This window comes from Chryseobacterium formosum, from assembly GCF_026460885.1.
GTDB classification, from domain to species: domain Bacteria; phylum Bacteroidota; class Bacteroidia; order Flavobacteriales; family Weeksellaceae; genus Chryseobacterium; species Chryseobacterium formosus.
In genome coordinates, this window is the sequence record NZ_JAOVZW010000013.1 from 13,456 (window position 1) to 34,827 (window position 21,372).

Here is a 21,372-nt window from a genome sequence, read left to right on the forward strand (position 1 = left end):
TAAAAAATGATATAATGAAAAGGATAATACTTTCAATCGCAGCGATATCATTACTTATTGTCTCGTGCAAAAATTCTCAAGTTTCAAAACAAGAATCTTCTCAAAAGTCAGTTGTAAAATCTAATATTGCAAATGAACAGCTGATGAACAAAGTTCAGAAAGATGCTCTAAAGTACTTTTGGGATTATGCAGAGCCAAACTCAATGTTGGGAAGAGAACGCTATCACGAAGACAATATCTATCCGGATAATGATAAACATGTAGTCACTACAGGTGGATCAGGATTTGGTTTAGCAACAATTTTAGTCGGAGTTGAAAGAGGTTTTATTCCACGAAAAGATGCGGTAAAAAGATTGACTACAATGATGGATTTCCTTGCAAAGGCTGATCGACACAAAGGTGCCTGGTCACATTGGATTAATGGAGAAACCGGAAAAACGGTTCCTTTTGGAAAGAAAGATAATGGTGGAGATTTAGTAGAAACCGCTTTTCTAACAACAGGAATAATTCAGGTTCGCGAATATTTCAAAAATGGAAATGCCGAAGAAAAAGCTCTAGCAAAAAAATGTGACGAACTTTGGAAAGGTATTCAGTGGAATTGGTACACAAAAGGAGGTGAAAAAGTTCTGTATTGGCATTGGTCACCGGAATATCAGTGGGAAATGAATTTTCCTCTGCAGGGCTATAACGAATGTTTAATTACTTATATTTTAGCAGCTTCTTCACCCACATATTCAATCGATGCTGAAACCTATTACAAAGGCTGGACAAGAAACGGAACCTACATTTCAGACAAAGAAAAATACGGACTTCCAATGTATGTAAAACACAATGGAGCAGAAGAATATGGTGGTCCTTTATTTTGGACTCAATATTCATACATTGGTTTAGACCCGACAAATTTATCAGATAAATTAATCAATAACTACTTTGATTTAAATAAAAATCAAGTCTTAATTGACTATAAATATTGCGTCGAAAATCCAAAAGGTTGGAAAGGTTACGGACCAAATTATTGGGGATTAACCGCAGGTTATTCCAGAAATAAAGATGGAAGCGTTGGTTACGATGCCCATTTTCCACAAAACGATCATGGAGTGATCACTCCAACGGCGGCTTTGAGCAGTTTCCCGTATACACCGAAAGAATCTATGGATTTCCTGAGATTTATTTATACTCAAAAACCAGAATTCATCGGTTCTGCAGGACCTTACGATGCAACTTCAATCAATTATAACAATTGGACTACGCCAAGATATTTAGCAATAGATCAGGGAACAATTGCTCCAATGATTGAAAATTACCGCACTGGATTTTTATGGAAATTATTCATGAATGCCCCGGAAATCCAACAGGGATTAAAGAAATTGAGCTTCAAATCAGAAAAATATAACATTAAATAGTTTTTAGGAGCTTAATCCCGCTATCCGCTGTATCTTTTTTGTCACAGACGCATCCCGAAGTTTCGGGATGCGTCTGCAACAAAAAAGGATGCCGCTTCTATCGGGGCTAATTAAAATTCTTCAAAATAGAATTGTTATCAATAGGAACGGACTTTAGTCCGTTTATAAAAAAATAAAATCAAACGGCTTTAGCCAAAACCTAAAGAAATATGAGTTTAAAACTAAAATACCTTCCACTTTTACTTCTTCCATTATCATTGAGTATGAATGCTCAGGAAGTCAAAGCAGAATTAAACAAAGAAGTAAAAAGACAGGAAAAAATTTCCTACATTTTGGATTATCCTCAAAATGCAAAGGGAAATGTCCCTCTCATCGTTTTTTTACACGGTTCAGGAGAAAGAGGAACTAATTTAGAGATTGTAAAAGCGCATAGTCCGTTTACTTACAAAAATTTAATAAAAGAACCTGTTGCGATTTTAGCTCCACAATGTCCTGAAAATATGTGGTGGGATACAGAAACAGTTTATAATTTAATTAAAGAAATTCAGTCAAAATATAAAATTGATGCCTCCAGAATTTATCTTACCGGACTTTCTATGGGAGGTTGGGGAACATTAAAACTGGCTATGGAACATCCTGAAATGTTTGCAGCTGTAGTCTCAGTTTGTGCTCCTACAGATCGTGTAATGTATGCGAATATACATCAATACAAGAATTTGAACATGAAAATTTTCCACGGTGGAATGGACGATGTTGTTTTACCTGAAAATGCACTTAATTTTTATCAGGCTCTACATCCGGTAAATACAAAAGCTGAATTAACAATTTTTCCTAATGATAATCACAATTCATGGGATTCCACTTATTCAAATCCTAAGTTGTATGAATGGATATTGTCTAAAAGAAAATAAATAATTAAAAAAACAAAAAAGAAAATATAATTAAAAGAAGATAGATTTATGAAAAAGTTAATTGTAATTGCCACATTAGCCCTTGCTCCAATGTTTTCGGCGCAGGAAATGGTAACAAAGCCGGTTCAGTCTTACCAGACCGCTCAATACCAATCAAAGAAGAAAGCTTTTGTTGATGCTCTTTTGGCTAAAATGACCCTAGACGAGAAAATCGGACAATTGAATTTACCTAGTTCAGGAGATTTTACCACAGGTCTTGCGAAAAGTTCAGACATCGGAAAAAAAGTTGAACAAGGTTTAGTTGGCGGACTTTTCAATATAAAAGGAGCTGATAAAATCAAAGCAGTACAAAAAGTTGCGGTAGAAAATAGCCGTCTGAAAATTCCAATGATTTTCGGAATGGATGTGATTCACGGTTACGAAACAACTTTCCCGATTCCATTAGGTTTAGCAGCTTCTTGGGATATGAATTTGGTTCAGCAGTCAGCAAGAGTTGCAGCAAAAGAAGCAGCAGCAGATGGAATCAACTGGACGTTCTCGCCAATGGTAGATATTTCCCGCGAACCAAGATGGGGACGAGTTTCTGAAGGATCTGGTGAAGATCCGTATTTAGGAAGTGAAATTTCTAAAAATATGGTGTACGGTTATCAGGGAAAAGACTTGGCGAACGGAACGAATATTTTAGCTTGTGTTAAGCATTTCGCATTATACGGAGCCGGCGAAGCGGGTAGAGATTACAATACTGTTGACATGAGCCACGTAAGAATGTTCAACGAATATTTCCCACCTTACAAAGCAGCGGTTGATGCAGGTGTAGCTTCAGTGATGGCGTCTTTTAACGAGGTTGACGGTGTTCCGGCGACAGGAAACAGATGGTTACAAACTGAAGTGTTGAGAAATCAATGGAAATTCAAAGGTTTTGTAGTTACAGATTATACAGGGATCAACGAAATGGTTGATCACGGAATGGGAGATCTTCAACAAGTTTCTGCTTTAGCATTAAAAGCGGGTGTTGATATGGATATGGTAGGTGAAGGTTTTTTAACAACATTAAAAAAATCTTTATCTGAAGGAAAAGTGACGCAGGCTGAAATTGATATGGCAGCGAGAAGAATTCTTGAAGCAAAATATGATTTAGGTTTGTTTGACAATCCTTACAAACATGGAGATGCAAAACTTGCTGCAAAAGAAGTTTATAGCATGGAAAACCGTAATATTGCGAGAACGGCTGCTGCTCAATCAATGGTTTTGATGAAAAATGAAAATCAGATTTTACCATTGAAAAAATCAGGAACTGTTGCGGTGATTGGTCCATTGGTTAACAACTCAATGAATATGGCAGGAACATGGAGCGTAGCTACAAAACACGCAGTTTCTGTTAACTTGATGCAAGGTCTTCAGGCTAATTATGGGAAAGAGGTAAAATTCCTTTCTGCAAAAGGAGCAAACATTGATTACGATGCAAAATTAGAAGATATTTACGCAGCTCACGGTAAAAAAACCGACAGAGATAACCGTTCAAAAGAAGCTTTATTAAAAGAGGCTGTGGATGTTGCGAACAAAGCAGACGTTATTGTTTTAGCTATCGGAGAATCTGCCGAAATGAGTGGGGAATCTTCTTCAAGAACTGAAATTACAATTCCTCAATCTCAGGTTGATTTATTAAATGAATTAAAAAAGACAGGAAAGCCTATCGCATTGGTACTGTTTACAGGTCGTCCATTAGCTTTAACGAATGTGAAAGATACACCGGATGCTATTTTAAATGCATGGTTCCCAGGTTCAGAAGCCGGAAATGCAATTGCTGATGTTCTTTTCGGAAAAGTAAATCCTTCAGGAAAACTTCCGATGACTTTTCCAAGAAGTTTAGGGCAGATTCCGATTTATTACAATGCTAAAAATACAGGTCGACCATTAAGTCAGGAACTGACGGATAAATGTGAATACCAAAGATTCCGTTCAAACTATATGGATGAGTGTAATACACCGTTGTATCCATTTGGTTACGGTTTGAGTTATTCTAAATTCAATTATTCTGATGTGACGGTTTCTAACGCAAACCCGAAAGGAAATCAGACGGTTCAGGCTTCGGTTACCGTAACGAATTCAGGAAATTATGATGGGGCAGAAGTAGTTCAGCTTTACATCAGAGATTTAGTTGGAACGATTACAAGACCGGTAAAAGAATTAAAAGGTTTCCAAAAAGTAATGCTTAAAAAAGGTGAATCTAAAAAGGTTACTTTTGACATCACTCCTGAGCAATTGAAATTCTACAACGGAGATTTGAAATACGATTGGGAAGCGGGAGATTTTGATATCATGATCGGTACCAATTCTGAAGAAGTGAAACATTCAAAAATCAACTGGACGAAATAAGATGTTCAAATAAATGATTATATAAGCCATTCGAAAGAGTGGCTTTTTTATGGGTGATAAATGATGAATAATAACTTGCGTCTGATTTTACAATTGATGAAAGGTCTGTAAGTTGTTGGAAAATAACAAATTGTACTTGATTGCCTCTTCGAACTGGTTGATTGCCTCTTCGAAGTAGTTGATTGCTTCTTCGAACTCCTTGATTGGCTGTTCGAACTCCTTGATCAGCATTTCGAAATGGTTGACTGTTTGTTCGAAGTACTTGATTACTCTTTCGAAGTGGTTGATTGAGTCAAATAACAATTTGATTGTCGTAACGAAATGCTTCATTGAGACAACTAAGTGGTTGAGGTTTGTTTTGTACTGATTTTTTCTGTCTTCGAATCAATTGTCTGATATTTCGAAACAATGTTTAAATTAAATATCTAATTGTATTTTTTTGAATACTTTTTACGAAATTTACTCTAATCAAAAATTAAATATGAAAAAAATATTTTTATTATCAGTAATGTTCCTTTCTACTTTTACGATTGCTCAAAAAGTGGGTGGAGATAAAGATGCTCACGGCTGTATCGGCTCTGCAGGTTACACCTATTCACAAATCAAAAATGATTGTGTAAGAGTTTTCGAACAGAAAATTAAGCTCAATGAAGTGAAACCGAAAGGAAGCTCAACCTCGATGACTGCTGTTATTTTTAGCAAAGACATGAAGAAAGCAGAGATTTTCCTTCCGGAACAAAATAAAGGAAGTTTAATTTTAACAAGACTTGGAAAAGGCAAAGCCTGGAAAAACGGAAACTATATTTTAGTTCCTTACAAAAAGACAGGTTATCAATTAAAGAAAGATAATATCGTCATTTATCAATAAAACAAAAACAGGAAGCCAGCATTGACTTCCTGTTTTTATCTAAAATAATCCAAATTTATCCAAGAACAACTTCTTCAGCATAAATTAAACCTTCATAACAAGCATTGTAAATCGCTTTCAATTCATCTAAAGTAGGAACTCTCGGATTGAAACCTGTACAAGGATCTATTAAAGCGTTGTTTGCAATATAATCGAGGTTTTTATCCCAATCTTCTCTCGAAATTCCAAATTCTTTGATAGAAGACTGATTGTTGATTTCCAAACGAAGATTTTCGATAGCCTGGGCCAATTCTTCAGTTGTTTCTTTACCGATAACTTTTGCCAATTCTGTATAACGTTCAGTTGCCTGAGCATTAAAACGGATTACATTCGGTAAGAAAATCGCATTAGAAGCACCATGAGGAATTCCGTACAAAGCACCAACTTGGTGAGATAAAGAGTGTACAATTCCTAACCAAGCATTATTAAATGCCAAACCTCCCATAAAAGAAGCATCATGCATATTCTGACGTGCCGCAATGTTATTTGGATTTTCTACCACTTCTTTCAAGTTATCAAAAACCAGTTCCAATCCTCCTTTAGAAAGTGCATCTGCGATATTGTTGTCGATATTAGAAACGTAAGCTTCAACACAGTGAGTCAACACATCAAGGCCTGTGTTTGCAGTAACGTGAGCCGGCATTGATGCACAGATTTCACCATCAATGATTGCAACATCAGGAGTTAATTCGTAAGAAACTATAGGATACTTTACTCCTTTTTCTCTGTCTGTAATTACCGCAAGACCAGTTGTTTCAGTTCCTGTTCCGCTTGTAGAAGGAATTGCGATAAATTTCGCTTTGTTTCTTAAAACTGGCACTGTGAAAGGTTTAATCATTGCATCAAAATCAGCATCTGGATATTCATAAAAAACCCACATAATTTTTGCTGCATCAATCGCTGAACAACCACCTAAGCCGATAATCCAATCTGGCTGAAAATTCTGAATCACTTCAGCACCTTTCATACAAGTTGCAGATGACGGGTCTTCTTCCACACCTTCGAAAATCTGAGTTTCGATTCCAGCTTCTGTAAGGTAAGCAACCGCTTTATCCAGCGTTCCGCTTTTTCTCATCGAACTTCCGCCTGTTACGATTACCGCTTTTGTCCCTTTGATATTTGCCAATTCAGAAAGAGTTCCTGCTCCATGGAAAACTTCTCCTGCAATAAATAATTTGCTCATTTTAATCTAATTTTTTGATGAAGCAAAATTAAATAAGCAAAATCCGACGATGTTATACAAACGAGATTATCCGATATACATTTGCGCCAATTCCTGTTGAAGTTCGGTCGGTGTTTCCTTGAGTTTTGATTTTACGAATTTGTTGAGAGCTGAAGGAGAATTAAAACCTAAATCGAAAGCAATTTCTTTGTGAGAAAGATCAGAAAACATTAACTGACGTTTTATTTCGATTAAGATTCTATTGTGAATCGCTTGAATTGCCGTTTCTCCACAATGTTTTTTGGTGATTGAATTTAATTTTTTTGGAGTGATTGACAATTCTTCAGCATAATATTGAACAGTTCTGTACTGCTTATAATGTTCGTTCAATAATTTTTTAAATCGAACATAAATATGTTTGTCGGCTGAATCATTATTTAAAATGGGATGCAAACCGTGAACAGATTCTATCAAACTTAAAAGAAAAATTTTAATCTGAAATCTCGCCTGTTCTTTTTTTATCAAACTTGGATTTTCATAAATTCCTTTGATAATTTTTATAGCGTTTAAGCTTTGGTCAAAATCTTCTTGAGATAAAATCGTACAATTAAGTTGTGTGGAAAGATTGACATTATAAGTACTCAATTCATTTTTCAGAATATCCGAACAGAATAATATTTCTTCAAACAGAATAATTTTTCCTTTTAAATCTGGACTTAAATCTGATATAAAATGGACTTGTTCAGGAAACACAACTGAAATTTTTCCTGCTTTTAAATAATGAATTTTGTCTTCGATATGAGGCTGTAGAGTTCCTTTTTCGATGACAATGATAAAGAAATGGTCTTTTTTGTGAGGTTTAAAATACTCTTTCAAATTTTCCTCATTTAAGTCAAAAACACGGAACGATAAATTTTTGTCTTCTAGTTTTTGAATATTCTTCTTTATTTCCAGTTTCTTCATTGTCGCCATTTCCTTCTATGTTTTAAAACGAAGCAACAAATTTAAACTAAAACATCACCATTTTCCAAAACCGATTTATTCAAGAAATTTGATATTTAAATTATTTCATCTGAAATTTTAAACAAAAGAGAGCGACGAAAACCTCATGAATAAAAGAAAATTTTAAAATTCAAAAAAATATTCTACATTTATTAAAGTAAAACAATCAGTACAGTCGTCCTAACAATATGGAGATTGTCGAAAAACTACCAATGCCAGAGAAGGAAAAGGAAAACATTATTTCTCAAACCGTAACGAGTTACGGCGGAAAACTGATGTCTTTTATTCGTCCTAAAGTAAAAAATACCGAAGATGCTGAAGATATTCTGCAGGAAGTATGGTATCAGTTTAGCAGTTTGACCAATCTTTCGGAAATTGTAAACGTTGGAGGATGGTTGTACCGAGTGACTTCAAACAAAATCATCGACAAATACCGTAAAAAGAAAACCGAAAATCTTGAGGATTTTGTGTACGAAGACGAAGATGGCGAATTTTCGATTAAAGATATTCTTTTGATGGACGACAGCGCTGGTCCGGAAGTTAAAATGTTTCAGGATGAAATTTGGAAAAAACTTTTTGAAGCTTTAGACGAACTTCCCGAAAAACAAAGATTGGTTTACACAGAAAACGAACTTAACGATAAAACTTTACAGCAAATCGCAGATGAACAGGGTGAAAATATCAAAACCATTATCAGTAGAAAAAATTATGCAGTAAAGCATTTGAGAAGCAGATTGAGACAATTGTACGAAGATTTAAATAATTAGAAATAAATAAGATGAATAATAAATATAAAAAAAGTTGGGCTCTTTTAATTTTATGTCCGCCCTTGATTTTCCTTACCGTTGCATTGATTGTAATGTGGCTTTGGAACTGTATTCTTCCCGAAATTATTGGTGTAAAAACAATTAATTATTGGCAGGCAATGGGGATTTTAGTGCTAAGTAAAATTCTTTTTGGAGGTTTTCACGGAAAATTCGGACAGGGAATGCGTGATATGAAAGAAAAACACATGAAACACAGAATGGAAGGAATGTCTGATGATGAAAAGGAAAAATTCAAAGAAGTTTGGAGACAGAAATGCGAAAGCGGATTCTTCAACCGAAACAAATGAACAAACGGGTAGTTTAAAATTTTTAGAAGTAGTAAAGTAAAAATTGAAACGAATTCGTCTCTATAAAAAACAAGAAGTAGTAAAATTTAAAATTTAAGAAAATGAAAAATTCAGTATTAAAAGGTATTTTAGGAGCTGTTGCTGTTGCAGGAGTTGCCATAATTGCTAAAAAAGTAATCGAAAGAAAAAGATTTGTAAAAGGTATTTTTAATGAATACGGAATCAAAGAAAAATCTCCATTTGCATTAGCTGATAAAATCAGAGAAATGGATGAAGAGCAATATCAGGAATTGAAAGGAAAGTTCAAAAAAGAATTTGCTTCGAGATGTTGTCATAAAAATTTCGACAAAAAAGAAAAATTTGCAGAAGCATAAAATAGAAAGTAACTAAATTGAAATTGTTTAATTCCGGCGCAAAAATGTGTCGGAATTTTTTTGCCACGAATACACGAATTTCTTTAAATTTAAATCAACACAACGTTTGTCATTCTGGAGGAAACTAAGCTATAAATTGTATTCGATACCGAGATTCCTGCGGAATGACAAATATGGTAATTATTATTAAAAGATAAGTCTTTCTTTGCTGAGTGAAACGCCTTTGCGAACGAAAAATATTTTCAATCATTAAAAAAATCTTAGCGAACTTTGCGTTAAAAAATTACGCTCATAATCACAAAATTCTGCCATTCGTGGCTATAAATTTTTTGCCAACAATCGCAAATTCCTTATTTTTGTTAGCCTAAATGAAAGACTACTACTATTTTCTCGGGATTTCTCACGATGCTTCAGATGAAGACATCAAAAAATCTTACCGAAAGCTTTCATTAAAATACCATCCGGATAAAAATCAGAACGACGATTTTTTTGCAGACCGTTTCAAAGAAATTCAGGAAGCGTACGAAACCTTAAGTGATAAAGGACGAAGAATTACGTATGATCAGAATTTAGAAAGTCAGCAGAAAACTTTCAGATATACAGTTCCGCCTTCGATAAAAACTTTTTCGGCCAATAAAATTCATGCAAAAAAAGGAGAAGAAATTATTATTACGTGGCAAACTCAAAACGCCGATGTAGTGAAAGTTTTACCTTTTGGACTGGAAAAAGTGTATGGAGAAAGGATTTTTAAGATAACAGAATTTAAAAACGGAAAATTCCAGTTATTGCTTCATGCAACGAATTCGCTTTTGCATAAAACCGTCGTTCAGGGAATTACAATAACAGAAGTTTTTGAATCTGATGGAGAAAAATTCAGAGACAAAGCAGAAGAATTGTTTAGACCACAACCTCGAACAGTCATTAACAGAAGAGGTTATCCCAAAATTATGCTGCTGATTTGGGGAATCATTATCTTGGCAATTCTAATTTATTTTTGGATTAGTGATTTTATTTAAGATTTAACTAAACTCAAAAATTTATTAATTTTCAAACTTCACTAAGCCAGCTTTTTATTTCCCGGGCATTTTTTGCAACGTTTTCCTTTTTTAAACTTTTTGCAGCAAGACTTTTTGTCGCCACAAAACATTTCTTCAGTATTGAAGTTAAACGCAGGAGCCAATGGAGCGATTTTGAAAGGAACAATAATATTCATGTTGCAAATATATTAATTTAGAATAAATATAATTAATAAAATTGTAATTTTCTTTTAATATTGATTACTAGAGGTTTTGCAATCAATTTCGAAATGATTTCTCGTAATTTTAACTAAAAATATTTAACCAAATCTTCCTTTCAAAAGATTTAACATCCAATTAATATAGGTTGTGAATTTGCTCAAAAAAACGTAATTTTACGAATCTTTTTTTACATACAAAATCTAATATAAAAAATGAATACAGAACAGTTTGTGAACCGTCACATTTCCTTAAATGAAGCCGATAAACAGGCGATGTTGGAAAGAGTTGGCGTTTCAAGTATTGAGGAGTTGATTTCTCAAACCATTCCTGATTCCATCCGTTTAGCGAAAGATTTAGACATTTCAGAACCACTTTCAGAATACGAAATGATTCGTCATTCAAAGGAATTGGCTTCCAAAAATGCTGATTTTACCAATTATATCGGTTTCGGATATCACAACACGCTTTTACCTGCGGCAATCAAAAGAAATATTTTTGAAAACCCAAGCTGGTACACTGCTTACACGCCTTACCAAGCTGAAATTGCACAAGGAAGATTAGAGGCTTTGTTGAATTATCAGACCGTAATTTGCGATTTGACAGGTTTTGCTTTGGCAAATGCCTCTTTGTTGGATGAATCTACAGCGGCAGCAGAAGCAATGCACATGTTCTTCAACAACAGAACGAAAGATCAGAAGAAAGCAGGAGCCAATAAATTCTTTATTTCAGATCTTGTTTTACCTCAAACTGTTTCGGTTTTAAAAACTAAAGCAGAAGGTTTAGAAATCGAAATCGTACAGGGAGATCACAAAACTCATCAGTTTGATGCTTCTTACTATGGTGTTTTATTGCAGTATCCAGGTAAAAACGGAATCGTTTTAGACTATACAGAAGATATCGTAGAATATAAAAAATTAGATCTACAGGTTGTTTTAGCTTGTGATCCGATGGCTTTGGTTAAATTGAAATCTCCTGCTTCTATGGGCGCTGATTGTGCAGTAGGAACTTCACAGAGATTTGGTGTACCAATGGGTTACGGTGGTCCTCACGCAGCATTTTTCTCTTGTAGAGAAGAGTACAAAAGAGATATTCCGGGAAGAATTATCGGGGTCTCTCAGGATGCTTACGGAAAACGTGCCTTGAGAATGGCTTTGCAAACTAGAGAGCAGCATATTAAGAGAGAAAGAGCGACGTCAAATATTTGTACAGCTCAGGTTCTTTTGGCAGTAATGGCAGGAATGTATGCTGTTTACCACGGTCCGAAAGGTTTAAATTTCATTGCTGATCAGATTCACTTTAAGGCTAATGCTCTTAAAAACGGATTGATTACTTTAGGTTATGATGTAGCTCAGGAGCCAATCTTCGATACCGTAAAAGTTTTCATGAGCGAGGAAGATAAGACAAGACTTCAGAGAATGATGAAAGATCACAAGATCAATCTGAATTATTTCACAGAAGGTGTTGTAAGTATCGCCATTAACGAAAGTTCGACCATTGAGAAGCTTGACGTTTTGATGACTTCATTTGGATATTTCAAAGACAAGCAGGTTTCAAAATTAGAATTAAAAGAAGGATACAGTATTCCGGATGATTTATTGAGAAAAGACGAAATCTTGACGGAAGAAGTATTCAATAAATATCATACTGAAACAGAATTGATGCGTTACATCAAGCGTTTGGAGAGAAAAGATCTTTCTTTAACACACTCAATGATTTCTTTGGGATCTTGTACGATGAAACTGAACGCAGCGACTCAAATGTTACCTCTTTCTTGGGGTGAGTGGGGAAGTGTGCATCCATTTGTACCGGTAGAGCAGGCAAAAGGGTATCAGGAAATGATTCGTGAGCTTGAAAAAGATTTATCTGAAATCACTGGTTTTGCAGGAACTTCTCTTCAACCAAACTCAGGAGCTCAGGGAGAATATGCAGGTTTGATGGTGATTAGAGAATATCACAAATCAAGAGGTGAAGATCATAGAAATGTGGTGTTGATTCCTCAGTCTGCACACGGAACAAACCCGGCTTCTGCAGCAATGGCAGGAATGAAAATCGTTGTTGTTAAAAACTTAGAGAGTGGAGAAATTGACTTCGAAGATTTGAAAGCTAAAACAGAGCAACATTCTTCAAACCTTTCTTGTGTGATGATCACATATCCGTCAACTTACGGATTCTTCGACGCAAACATTATCGAAATCACCAACTTGATTCACGAACATGGCGGACAAGTTTATATGGACGGTGCTAACATGAACGCTCAGGTAGGATTTACAAGTCCGGGAAATATTGGTGCAGACGTTTGTCACTTAAATCTTCACAAAACTTTCGCAATTCCTCACGGAGGCGGAGGTCCTGGAGTTGGCCCAATCTGCGTGGCTAAACATTTGGTTCCTTTCTTACCATCAAATGCCAATATCAAAGTCGGAACTAAAGATTCTATTGAAGGTATTTCTGCTGCGCCTTACGGTTCAGGTTTGATTCTGAATATTTCTTATTCTTACATTAAAATGTTAGGAACTTATGGATTGAAGAAAGCAACTGAGCATGCAATTTTAAATGCTAACTATTTAAAAGAAATTTTAGCTGAACATTTCCCGATTTTATATTCAAACGAAAACGGAAAAGTAGCTCACGAGTGTATCGTAGATTTCAGACAGTTTAAAAGTTTAGGAATTGAGGTAGCTGATGTTGCAAAAAGATTGATGGATTATGGTTTCCATGCTCCAACAGTATCTTTCCCGGTTGCAGGAACATTGATGATCGAGCCTACAGAATCTGAAAGCAAATCTGAAATCGACCGTTTTGCAGAAGCTTTAATTGCCATCAAGCAAGAGATTGACGAGATTGCAAATGGAGAAGCTGACCAAGCAAACAACGTGTTGAAAAACGCTCCTCACACTGAGCAAATCGTTATTTCTGATTCTTGGGATAAACCTTACAGCAGAGAAAAAGCAGCATATCCATTAGATTGGGTAAGAGAGCACAAATTCTTCGCTTCTGTATCAAGAGTTGATGAAGCTTATGGAGACAGAAACTTAGTTTGTACTTGTGAGCCGATTGAAGCTTATATGTAATTGAGTTTTTTAGATATAGAAAATCCCTTTCAGTGATGAGAGGGATTTTTTTGTTTTGATTGAAAGCTGGAAGATTTTGCCGATTGTTTTTTTTCAATATTAACTTTCAATCGAAGAATTAAAGTTGAATCTTATAATCGTCTAATCGAAGCCGTTTATTGCAACTTTTTAACGATTACATGGTTGTAAACTGTTTTAGTTTATCACGGAATTTATTGGACTATCTTTTTTTATCACTGACTTTATTTCTTGCCAACTAAAAAAATATAATTCATTTGGTCGGCAGTCCATATCCCCATGTGAAAACAATTGGTTGTCATAAATGAAATTAACTCCATTTTCTGTTATTCTAAAATCAAGAAGCATTGTTTCAATTTTATAATTTTGTAAATCTTCTTTATACATTTCATTCCAATTTCCTTTATTTTTTAATTTTGTAATAGACTGTGTTATTCTTTTTTGAAATTCAATTTTCACTTTTTTATCGATCAAATTGTGCAGATTTTCTGTAAATGCTTGTTGCATTAATATTAATTCTCCTGTGGAAACATTAATATTATATTGCTTTGTTTCATTTTCTGTACCTTTTACATACCAAAAGCTATTTATATCAAAAGTGAATAACTCATTATTATTAAAAATAACATTATAGCTTAAAAATTCTAAATAGCTATAAGGTTCTGTTTTAGCATCAGATTGTTCCTTTAGTAATGCATCTTTAATAGAATTTAGTGTAACATTTATTCCTAAATACGTTTTAAGTATTAGGTTATTTAGTTTATTCGCTTTTTCTTTTAGTTTTGCATCATCCATAATTACTAATGGATAAATCAAATCTTGACTTACTTTAACTTCCTTGATATACATTTTTTGGCTAAAGCAATTAGTTGAAATTAGTATAAAGATTAGAATCACATATTTTTTCATATTTTAGTTTTTTAACAAGCACCCCAGTCACCTGTTGTGTCTCTTACAGTTAAATGTATTCCAATTTCATTGATCCTGTCACCAACTTTTGCTGTTAAACATCCTTTAAAAGTTGCTTCAAATGCAGGTGTCGCAGCTACTGGACTTGCGAAAATTGAAGTTAGAGCAGAAGCCCCTAAAGCTGCAACTATGCAAGTTTGAACATCACTCCAAAGTGTATCTAAAATATCATCAGGTCCACATAGCTCAGCATAAGCTGTATAAATTGTATCTCGACAATATAATGTAAAACTTGGTGTGCCAAGCTAACCATCATTAGTCCATACTCCTTTTGTTTGACGAATTCCTTTTGTCCAGCCTAAACTGTGTTCTTTACAAATTTGTGCCATTGTTATATAAATTTAATTGTACCTACTTTGTAATACGGTGTTCGGCTTTTCCGTTAAATTATCTACCCAAAGTTGTGGAATTATTAGAGTATAAATCAATTACCCTTTTGTGTAATATTTAAAAGTTCAGTATCGAAAAAAATGCAGAAAACATTAAAATGTTTGAGATAGATTTTTTTGTTATTTTTTGGAATGAGAAAACCTCGCTGTAAGGCGAGGTTTAGATCTTATATTTAAATCGGGTATAAGTTAAAATTGTTACTGCAATAATTTAATAATTTCAGTATGGTTTTTCTCTTTTGCAATATCCAAAGCTGTTTTGCCACTGTTATTTTTTATTGTTAAATCTGGTTTGTACTGAAGAAGAAATTTAACCGTTGCTAAATCGCCATTTTGAACACAATACATTAAAGGCGTGTCATTGTCTTTATCAACATTGTTGATGTTTGCTCCTCTGCTAATGAGATATTCTGAGATGTTGATATAGCCTTTCCCAATTGAAGAAGCGAAAGGAGTTGCTTTGTCATTAGCTTTTACATCGACTTCAGCTTTATGCTCAACTAAGAGTTTTACAATATCTATTTTATTATTTCTTACGGCAAATCGTAGAGCTGTCCAACCATTTACATCTTTGTAATTAGGATTTGCATTATTCTTCAAAAGTATTTCAACGACTTTTGTAAACCCTTCTTGAGAGGCTTTATTTAGAGGGCTTGCTGTTGTTTTCAGAGGTTTATTGATATCTGCTCCTTTTGAAATTAATAGTTCAACAAGTTTTACATTTCCCGTTCCTGCTGCAGCATAGAGTGGTGTGATTTGATATTCTTTTGATAATTGATTCACATCTTCTTTTTCCAATAGTTTGCCCACTTTTTCAATATCTTCATCGGAAATTGCTTTAAATATTTTTTGTGAATAAGCAGAACTAAATGTAAATAGGGCGAAAGCTATAAGAAGACTTTTTGTTTTCATAGGGTTAGTTTTTTGTACTTTAATTATTACATGTATTTTTTATAACTAATTTGCGAAATTATTATTTATTTAATGTTTTAAGCATTTCTTCTTCACTATATAATCCTGTTAAGCTTGACAATGTTTTCATATCATTATCAACCAAAACCGAATAAGGAATTGCTCCACTATATTTTAAAACTATTTTAAAATTTTCGCTCTCTTCCTTAGACATGATGAATTGCTTCCAGCTCATTTGCTCTTCATTTAGTGCTTTTCTCCAATCCGATTCTTTTTCGTCAATCGATATTGAGATTAATTCAATATCGTCAATTTTATGTTCAGAAATAATTTTTTTTAAAATTGGAATCTCTTTCCTACATGATCCACACCAACTTGCCCAAAGAACAATGAGATGCTTTTTATATTTTTTATCGATGACTTCGGTTAATTCATTTTTTGAATTTTTTAATTTCAGCACTTTTCTATTATCAACTTTTTTTGAATCTCTGATGTAATTTTGAAGTCCAGCGAAATGAATTAGGGTATTTTTTTATTAAATTTTGAATTTCATCATACTGTGTATTACTTTTTCGGCTAAATAAATCATAGTTTGTGCTCTGTAGTGCTTTAGTCTGTTCTCCACCTTCAAACTTTATAATATCTGCACTTTTAATATTTTTAAGAACGTTTCGAGGCTTTACGATGGTCGGACAATACAAGCATAAATTTTCAATTTTGCACAAAAATTCAATCGAAGAAATACCGTTGAACTTTGCGGTTTCGCCCCACTATTGAAAAGCCCTTGTTAGCGATAGTTTTTTAATCAATTTTGATTTTATGTTCTTGCTCAAAATAACTCACCTTGTCCATAATATTTTTTGCTGTTTCGTCTTTAGAAAATTTTGTAATATTTACTATTTCTTTAAGCAAGTTATAATAATTACCACCCATTGCCATTTGGTCATAGGCAAACTTTGTTGCAAATAAATATCTGTCAATCCAATCTTCTGTAAATTGGTCTATGATATCCTCATCATATTTTTTCACTTTAATTCGATAATCATAGCCTCCAATAAATTCAATTTCTGTCTCATTTATTGTGTCTATTGAAATTGTTTCGTCCAAAAAATATTCTTTAATCTTTAAGCATTCATTGTTCGCACTCTTAGAGTTTTCCATCCACAAAATCAATGATACATTGATGTAGTCATATTGATTTTCTATAGTATTTCGTAAATTATATTTATCTGCTTGTCTAAAAAAGAGAAAAATGTTTTGTCCACCAATTACATTAACTGATTTTAAGTAGAATAATTTGTTGGAGTTATTTAAAATTTTCATTTAGTTTAAGTTCAATAAATGATTTGTCTTCTTTTAGCAGTTGGTTATTTGTAAATTACCGCTAACATTTGGCTTTACGCATTGCTTCAATCCAAATTATAATTTTCTTAAAAGTAAATAAATATAGAATCAAATCCAATTTTATTTCCAATCACAATGATAAAAAAAATCTGCTTCCAAAAGAAACAGATTTCATATCATTAAAAAATATTTTTATTAAGCTTTAACCACCAATTCTGCATCAAAAATATCCACAAAATGCTTTCTGATTTTAGCTTTGATGTCCTCCATTTCTTCGGGAGTCAAATCTCTTTCAAGTTCTCTTTTTAAAGAAGTCACCTGTTTATCTTTAATACCACAAGGAATGATGTATTCAAAATAACGCATATCGGTATTGATGTTTAAGGCAAAACCGTGAAGAGTTACCCAACGTGAAGCTTTTACACCCATTGCGCAGATTTTCCTGGCATAAGGTTTTCCTACATCTAGCCAAACTCCAGTTTCTCCAGGAGAACGTTCTCCTTTTAAGCCGTAATCTGCAATCGTTCTGATGATAACTTCTTCCAGATTTCTCATGTATTTGTGAATGTCTGTGAAGAAATTTTCAAGGTCTAAAACAGGATAACCCACAATTTGTCCATAACCGTGATAGGTAATGTCACCACCACGATTCACTTTTACAAAAGTAGCGTCGATTTCTTTTAATTTATCAATTCCAGCCAACATATTTTCTTCATGTCCGCTTTTTCCCAATGTGTAAACATGAGGATGCTCTACTAAAAGAAAATGATTGGATGTTGTAATATGCTGTTCGGCAGGTAAATCTCTGTTTTTAATTTTGGTATCGATGATATCTTTCATCAGTTTTTCCTGATAATCCCAAGCGGGTTGATATTCTTTAATACCTAAATCTTCAAACTCTACGACTTTATTCTGATGTGTATTCATTCTTTACTTTGATGATACAAATTTACTAAATTTTACCCTTTTATGGAATGGATGAAATCTATAGGTGGATTCTGATTTTCCAATGAAATTATTTCATTCTAAATGATTCTAAAACCTGTTGGATTTTTGGAAGATGCTTTTCATAGCTTTTTTCAGAGGAACCAAAAAATATTTTATAGATTTTGGACTTATGAAAATAAAGTCTTTCAAGATTTTTAAATTCAGATTTATTATTTTCGATTAGAGTTGTTTTACCAAAACTAAAATCGATATACTTATTTCCGTTGAGCTCACCTTTTGTTTTGCTCAGAATTTTATACTCATCTTTTAATAAATTTTCTTTTATTTCAGAAAAATATTCAAGATCCATTTTTTTGTATTTGCTGACATCTTCAACAGATATTCTCAAGGATTCCACATAACCATTTTGTGGATTTTTTATAAAAAGCATAACCAATTTATCATAAGCATCTATTCTTGAAAAATAGTTACTGTCAAATTCCAAAGTAAAATCTTTGGTGATTACTTTTTCAAGGTCAGCTTGTTTCTTCTGAGAGAAGCAGACCGAGCAAAGTAAAAAACTAACAAGAAATAAGAGCTTCATAAATAATAATCTAAGTCTAATTTATTACTATTTTAAATTTTGAATGAAGTTTTTCGCATTTTCTTTCCAATTTTTCCTTTCCAAAAGAATTTTCACAAATGCCGTTCCGATGATTCCACCGTCTGCTTTTTCGGTAACGTTTTCAAAATCTTCTTTAGATTTAATTCCAAAACCTATCATTACCGGATTTTTTAATGGGAGAGAAGCTAATCTTGAAAGATATTCCTCGTTTTTTAATACAGAATTGTCATTTCCTGTTGTGGAAGATGAACTTACCGCATACAAAAATCCTGAACTTAAAGAATCGAGATATAAAATTCTTTCATTTGAAGTTTCTGGAGTGACAAGAAATGTAAAGTTAAGGTTGTGTTGTTTTAAAATTTTCTGATAGTTTTTTTCAAATTCTATCGCAGGTAAATCCGGAATTATTAATCCTGAAACTCCGCTTTCTGAACATTCTTTACAGAAATTTTCAAATCCGAAGCTTAAAACCGGATTAAAATAGCCCATCAAAATAATAGGAATTCTGATTTCATCTTTTATTGATTTTAACTGAGAGAAAAGTTTTTCGATGGTCATTCCGTTACTCAAAGCCAGTTCGTGAGCTTGAGAAATAACCGGTCCGTCAGCAACTGGATCGGAATAAGGCATCCCGATTTCCATCATATCTGCTCCTGAATCCTGAATGAGTTTGATTATTTCTGTAGTGTCTTCTAGTTGAGGAATTCCGGCTGTAAAGTATATATTAAGTTTTTTCATTTTATTAGAAGTTAGAGATTAGATGTTAAAAGCTAGATTTTTATTGCGTTGAAATACAAATTTCTAACTACTAACTTCTAGTTTCTTTAAGTAGGTTTCCATATCCTTGTCACCACGACCGCTCAAACAGATAACAACAATATCATCCTGATTAAATTCTTTTTTGTCTAAAACGGCCAAAGCATGAGCACTTTCCAGAGCTGGAATAATTCCTTCGAGTTTAGTTAAATCAAAAGCAGATTGTAAAGCTTCATCATCGTTAATACTGAAAAACTCTGCTCGTTTTTCCCTGAATAAATTCGCATGAAATGGTCCGATTCCTGGATAATCCAAACCTGCGGAAATAGAGTGTGGCTCAATAACTTGTCCGTCCTTTGTCTGCATTACCAAACTTTTGCTTCCATGCAAAACACCCAAAGTTCCAAGAAAAGTGGTTGCCGCAGATTTCCCTGAATCAACTCCAAAACCTCCTGCTTCAGCAGCAATAATTTTTACATTTTCTTCATCCACAAAATGATAGAAAGTTCCTGCAGCATTGCTTCCACCACCAACACAGGCAATTACATAATCTGGATTTTCTCTTCCGATTTGTTCGTGAAGTTGCACTTTAATTTCTTTAGAAATCACCGACTGAAATCTCGCCACCAAATCAGGAAAAGGATGAGGTCCAACAACACTTCCAATCACGTAATGAGTAGTTACAGGATTATTGATCCAATCTTTTAATGCTTCATTTACAGCATCTTTTAAAGTTTTCGAGCCTGAAGTTGCAGGAACAACTTTCGCTCCCAACATTTTCATTCTCGCCACATTTGGAGCCTGTCTTTGGATGTCGATTTCACCCATATAAACAATGCATTCTAAACTTAAAAGTGCACAAGCTGTCGCTGTTGCAACGCCATGTTGTCCGGCTCCGGTTTCAGCGATGATTCTGGTTTTTCCTAGTCGTTTTGCCAATAAAACCTGTCCCAAAGCATTATTGATTTTGTGTGCTCCAGTGTGATTGAGATCTTCTCTTTTCAGATAAATATTGGTTTTGTATTTCTGACTTAAATTTTTCGAAAAATACAAAGGTGTTGCTCGACCAACATAGTTTTTCAGCAAATCCTGATATTCATTTTGAAAATCTTCAGATTCAATGATTTGTATATAGTTTTTCTGTAATTCTTCAACATTTGGATAGAGCATTTCTGGGATAAAAGCTCCACCAAATTCTCCATAATATCCGTTTTCGTCGGGGTTTTTATAATTCATGATTTTGTATTTATAATTAAGAAAGAGTCCTGAAAGGACGATTTGTTAAAGGATAGGACGTGAGTCCTATTCATTTTACACGTTGTATTGCATTATATTATTTAATGTTTTGATAGGATTATCATCCTATCCTTTAGAAGGGCGTCACTTCGTGACTGATATTGGATTATTATTAATCCCAAAGATATTTTTCATCGTAGTTTGTTTCGTATTTATTTAAAATCATTAGAAATTCGGTCTTAAAATCTTCATTTTTATGATGTTCTCTTTGGTTTATGATATAATTAATCGTTGCAAAAATATGTTTTTGGCTTACCGAAAAGGCGCCGTAGCCATCTTGCCAAAAGAAGTCTTCATATTTTCTTCCTTTTGTTTTAATCCATCTTGAAGAATGAGCTTTTATTTCCTGAATGACTTTCATCAAGGCATATTTTGGTGACAAAGTCAAAAGGATATGAATGTGGTTATCAGTTCCGCCAATCCTGATGGAAGGACTATTGAGATTTTTGCATATTGTAGATATATAGGCAAAAAGTTCTTCTTCAATGCTTTCATCTATAAAATCATTTCGGTGTTTTGTACTGAAGATGATATGGACATAATTTTTAACTAATGATTGTGACATTTTCTTTGTGTTT

Annotated in this window: 22 protein-coding genes; 9 read left to right on the plus strand and 13 right to left on the minus strand. The window is 33.7% G+C overall.

The window, feature by feature from the left end; genetic code table 11:
• Positions 1 to 14 precede the first annotated feature (14 nt).
• The 3 genes from OF897_RS10610 to bglX all read left to right on the plus strand — a co-directional run bounded on the left by OF897_RS10610 (position 15) and on the right by bglX (position 4,690).
• Entirely contained in the window at positions 15 to 1,403 is a 1,389-nt protein-coding gene (locus tag OF897_RS10610) for a glucoamylase family protein (protein ID WP_267265659.1), read from the plus strand.
• Positions 1,404 to 1,612: 209 nt separating this feature from the next.
• Positions 1,613 to 2,314, plus strand: a complete 702-nt coding sequence (locus OF897_RS10615) for a carboxylesterase family protein (protein WP_267265660.1) — start codon at positions 1,613 to 1,615, stop codon at positions 2,312 to 2,314.
• A gap of 48 nt (positions 2,315 to 2,362) precedes the next feature.
• The gene (bglX, locus tag OF897_RS10620) at positions 2,363 to 4,690 is read left to right on the plus strand and encodes a beta-glucosidase BglX (RefSeq protein ID WP_267265661.1); all 2,328 of its coding nucleotides are present in this window, start codon (positions 2,363 to 2,365) and stop codon (positions 4,688 to 4,690) included.
• A gap of 87 nt (positions 4,691 to 4,777) precedes the next feature.
• Here bglX and OF897_RS10625 read toward each other — a convergent pair whose 3' ends face one another.
• The gene (locus OF897_RS10625; RefSeq protein ID WP_267265662.1) at positions 4,778 to 5,020 is read right to left on the minus strand and encodes a hypothetical protein; all 243 of its coding nucleotides are present in this window, start codon (positions 5,018 to 5,020) and stop codon (positions 4,778 to 4,780) included.
• Positions 5,021 to 5,171: 151 nt separating this feature from the next.
• On the opposite strand from OF897_RS10625, the gene OF897_RS10630 reads away from it, so the two are divergent.
• Positions 5,172 to 5,558, plus strand: a complete 387-nt coding sequence (locus OF897_RS10630; protein ID WP_267265663.1) for a hypothetical protein — start codon at positions 5,172 to 5,174, stop codon at positions 5,556 to 5,558.
• A 55-nt stretch (positions 5,559 to 5,613) separates the two neighbouring features.
• On the opposite strand, the gene OF897_RS10635 is transcribed toward OF897_RS10630, so the two are convergent.
• The gene (locus tag OF897_RS10635; RefSeq protein WP_267265664.1) at positions 5,614 to 6,780 is read right to left on the minus strand and encodes an iron-containing alcohol dehydrogenase; all 1,167 of its coding nucleotides are present in this window, start codon (positions 6,778 to 6,780) and stop codon (positions 5,614 to 5,616) included.
• A 66-nt stretch (positions 6,781 to 6,846) separates the two neighbouring features.
• Positions 6,847 to 7,722 carry a helix-turn-helix transcriptional regulator gene (locus OF897_RS10640; RefSeq protein WP_267265665.1) on the minus strand — a complete coding sequence of 292 codons (876 nt, stop codon included), beginning with the start codon at positions 7,720 to 7,722 and terminating at the stop codon, positions 6,847 to 6,849.
• 251 nt (positions 7,723 to 7,973) lie between these two features.
• Here OF897_RS10640 and OF897_RS10645 point away from each other — a divergent pair, with 251 nt between their 5' ends.
• The 4 genes from OF897_RS10645 (at position 7,974) to OF897_RS10660 (ending at position 10,265) form a co-directional block, all read left to right on the plus strand.
• The gene (locus OF897_RS10645) at positions 7,974 to 8,528 is read left to right on the plus strand and encodes an RNA polymerase sigma factor (protein WP_267265666.1); all 555 of its coding nucleotides are present in this window, start codon (positions 7,974 to 7,976) and stop codon (positions 8,526 to 8,528) included.
• 11 nt (positions 8,529 to 8,539) lie between these two features.
• Positions 8,540 to 8,875 carry a hypothetical protein gene (locus OF897_RS10650; protein ID WP_267265667.1) on the plus strand — a complete coding sequence of 112 codons (336 nt, stop codon included), beginning with the start codon at positions 8,540 to 8,542 and terminating at the stop codon, positions 8,873 to 8,875.
• A 101-nt stretch (positions 8,876 to 8,976) separates the two neighbouring features.
• Complete coding sequence (locus OF897_RS10655; protein WP_267265668.1) at positions 8,977 to 9,249, plus strand: hypothetical protein; 273 nt, start codon at positions 8,977 to 8,979, stop codon at positions 9,247 to 9,249.
• A 368-nt stretch (positions 9,250 to 9,617) separates the two neighbouring features.
• Complete coding sequence (locus tag OF897_RS10660; RefSeq protein WP_267265669.1) at positions 9,618 to 10,265, plus strand: J domain-containing protein; 648 nt, start codon at positions 9,618 to 9,620, stop codon at positions 10,263 to 10,265.
• Between the two features lie 41 nt (positions 10,266 to 10,306).
• Here OF897_RS10660 and OF897_RS10665 read toward each other — a convergent pair whose 3' ends face one another.
• Entirely contained in the window at positions 10,307 to 10,462 is a 156-nt protein-coding gene (locus OF897_RS10665; protein WP_267265670.1) for a hypothetical protein, read from the minus strand.
• A gap of 237 nt (positions 10,463 to 10,699) precedes the next feature.
• Between OF897_RS10665 and gcvP the strand changes: the two genes are divergently transcribed.
• On the plus strand, positions 10,700 to 13,558 hold the full coding sequence (gcvP, locus tag OF897_RS10670) for an aminomethyl-transferring glycine dehydrogenase (RefSeq protein WP_267265671.1): 2,859 nt from the start codon (positions 10,700 to 10,702) through the stop codon (positions 13,556 to 13,558).
• A 195-nt stretch (positions 13,559 to 13,753) separates the two neighbouring features.
• On the opposite strand, the gene OF897_RS10675 is transcribed toward gcvP, so the two are convergent.
• From OF897_RS10675 to tnpA, 9 genes are all read right to left on the minus strand, one after another.
• Positions 13,754 to 14,485, minus strand: a complete 732-nt coding sequence (locus OF897_RS10675) for a hypothetical protein (RefSeq protein ID WP_267265672.1) — start codon at positions 14,483 to 14,485, stop codon at positions 13,754 to 13,756.
• Positions 14,486 to 15,132: 647 nt separating this feature from the next.
• Positions 15,133 to 15,846 (minus strand): ankyrin repeat domain-containing protein, encoded by a 714-nt coding sequence (locus OF897_RS10680; RefSeq protein ID WP_267265673.1) that lies wholly within the window; start codon positions 15,844 to 15,846, stop codon positions 15,133 to 15,135.
• Between the two features lie 61 nt (positions 15,847 to 15,907).
• A complete protein-coding gene (locus OF897_RS10685) occupies positions 15,908 to 16,306 on the minus strand; it encodes a TlpA family protein disulfide reductase (protein ID WP_267265674.1) in 399 nt (132 codons plus the stop codon).
• A 341-nt stretch (positions 16,307 to 16,647) separates the two neighbouring features.
• Positions 16,648 to 17,169, minus strand: a complete 522-nt coding sequence (locus tag OF897_RS10690; protein WP_267265675.1) for a hypothetical protein — start codon at positions 17,167 to 17,169, stop codon at positions 16,648 to 16,650.
• Between the two features lie 216 nt (positions 17,170 to 17,385).
• Entirely contained in the window at positions 17,386 to 18,117 is a 732-nt protein-coding gene (gene lipB, locus OF897_RS10695) for a lipoyl(octanoyl) transferase LipB (protein ID WP_267265676.1), read from the minus strand.
• An 88-nt stretch (positions 18,118 to 18,205) separates the two neighbouring features.
• Positions 18,206 to 18,721: a hypothetical protein gene (locus OF897_RS10700; protein WP_267265677.1), complete on the minus strand. Its 516-nt coding sequence runs from the start codon at positions 18,719 to 18,721 to the stop codon at positions 18,206 to 18,208.
• A gap of 27 nt (positions 18,722 to 18,748) precedes the next feature.
• Positions 18,749 to 19,480: a tryptophan synthase subunit alpha gene (gene trpA / locus OF897_RS10705; protein ID WP_267265678.1), complete on the minus strand. Its 732-nt coding sequence runs from the start codon at positions 19,478 to 19,480 to the stop codon at positions 18,749 to 18,751.
• Positions 19,481 to 19,543: 63 nt separating this feature from the next.
• Positions 19,544 to 20,734, minus strand: coding sequence for a tryptophan synthase subunit beta (trpB, locus tag OF897_RS10710; RefSeq protein ID WP_267265679.1), 1,191 nt, complete (start codon positions 20,732 to 20,734; stop codon positions 19,544 to 19,546).
• 172 nt (positions 20,735 to 20,906) lie between these two features.
• Positions 20,907 to 21,359 carry an IS200/IS605 family transposase gene (gene tnpA, locus OF897_RS10715; RefSeq protein WP_267265680.1) on the minus strand — a complete coding sequence of 151 codons (453 nt, stop codon included), beginning with the start codon at positions 21,357 to 21,359 and terminating at the stop codon, positions 20,907 to 20,909.
• Positions 21,360 to 21,372: the final 13 nt, after the last annotated feature.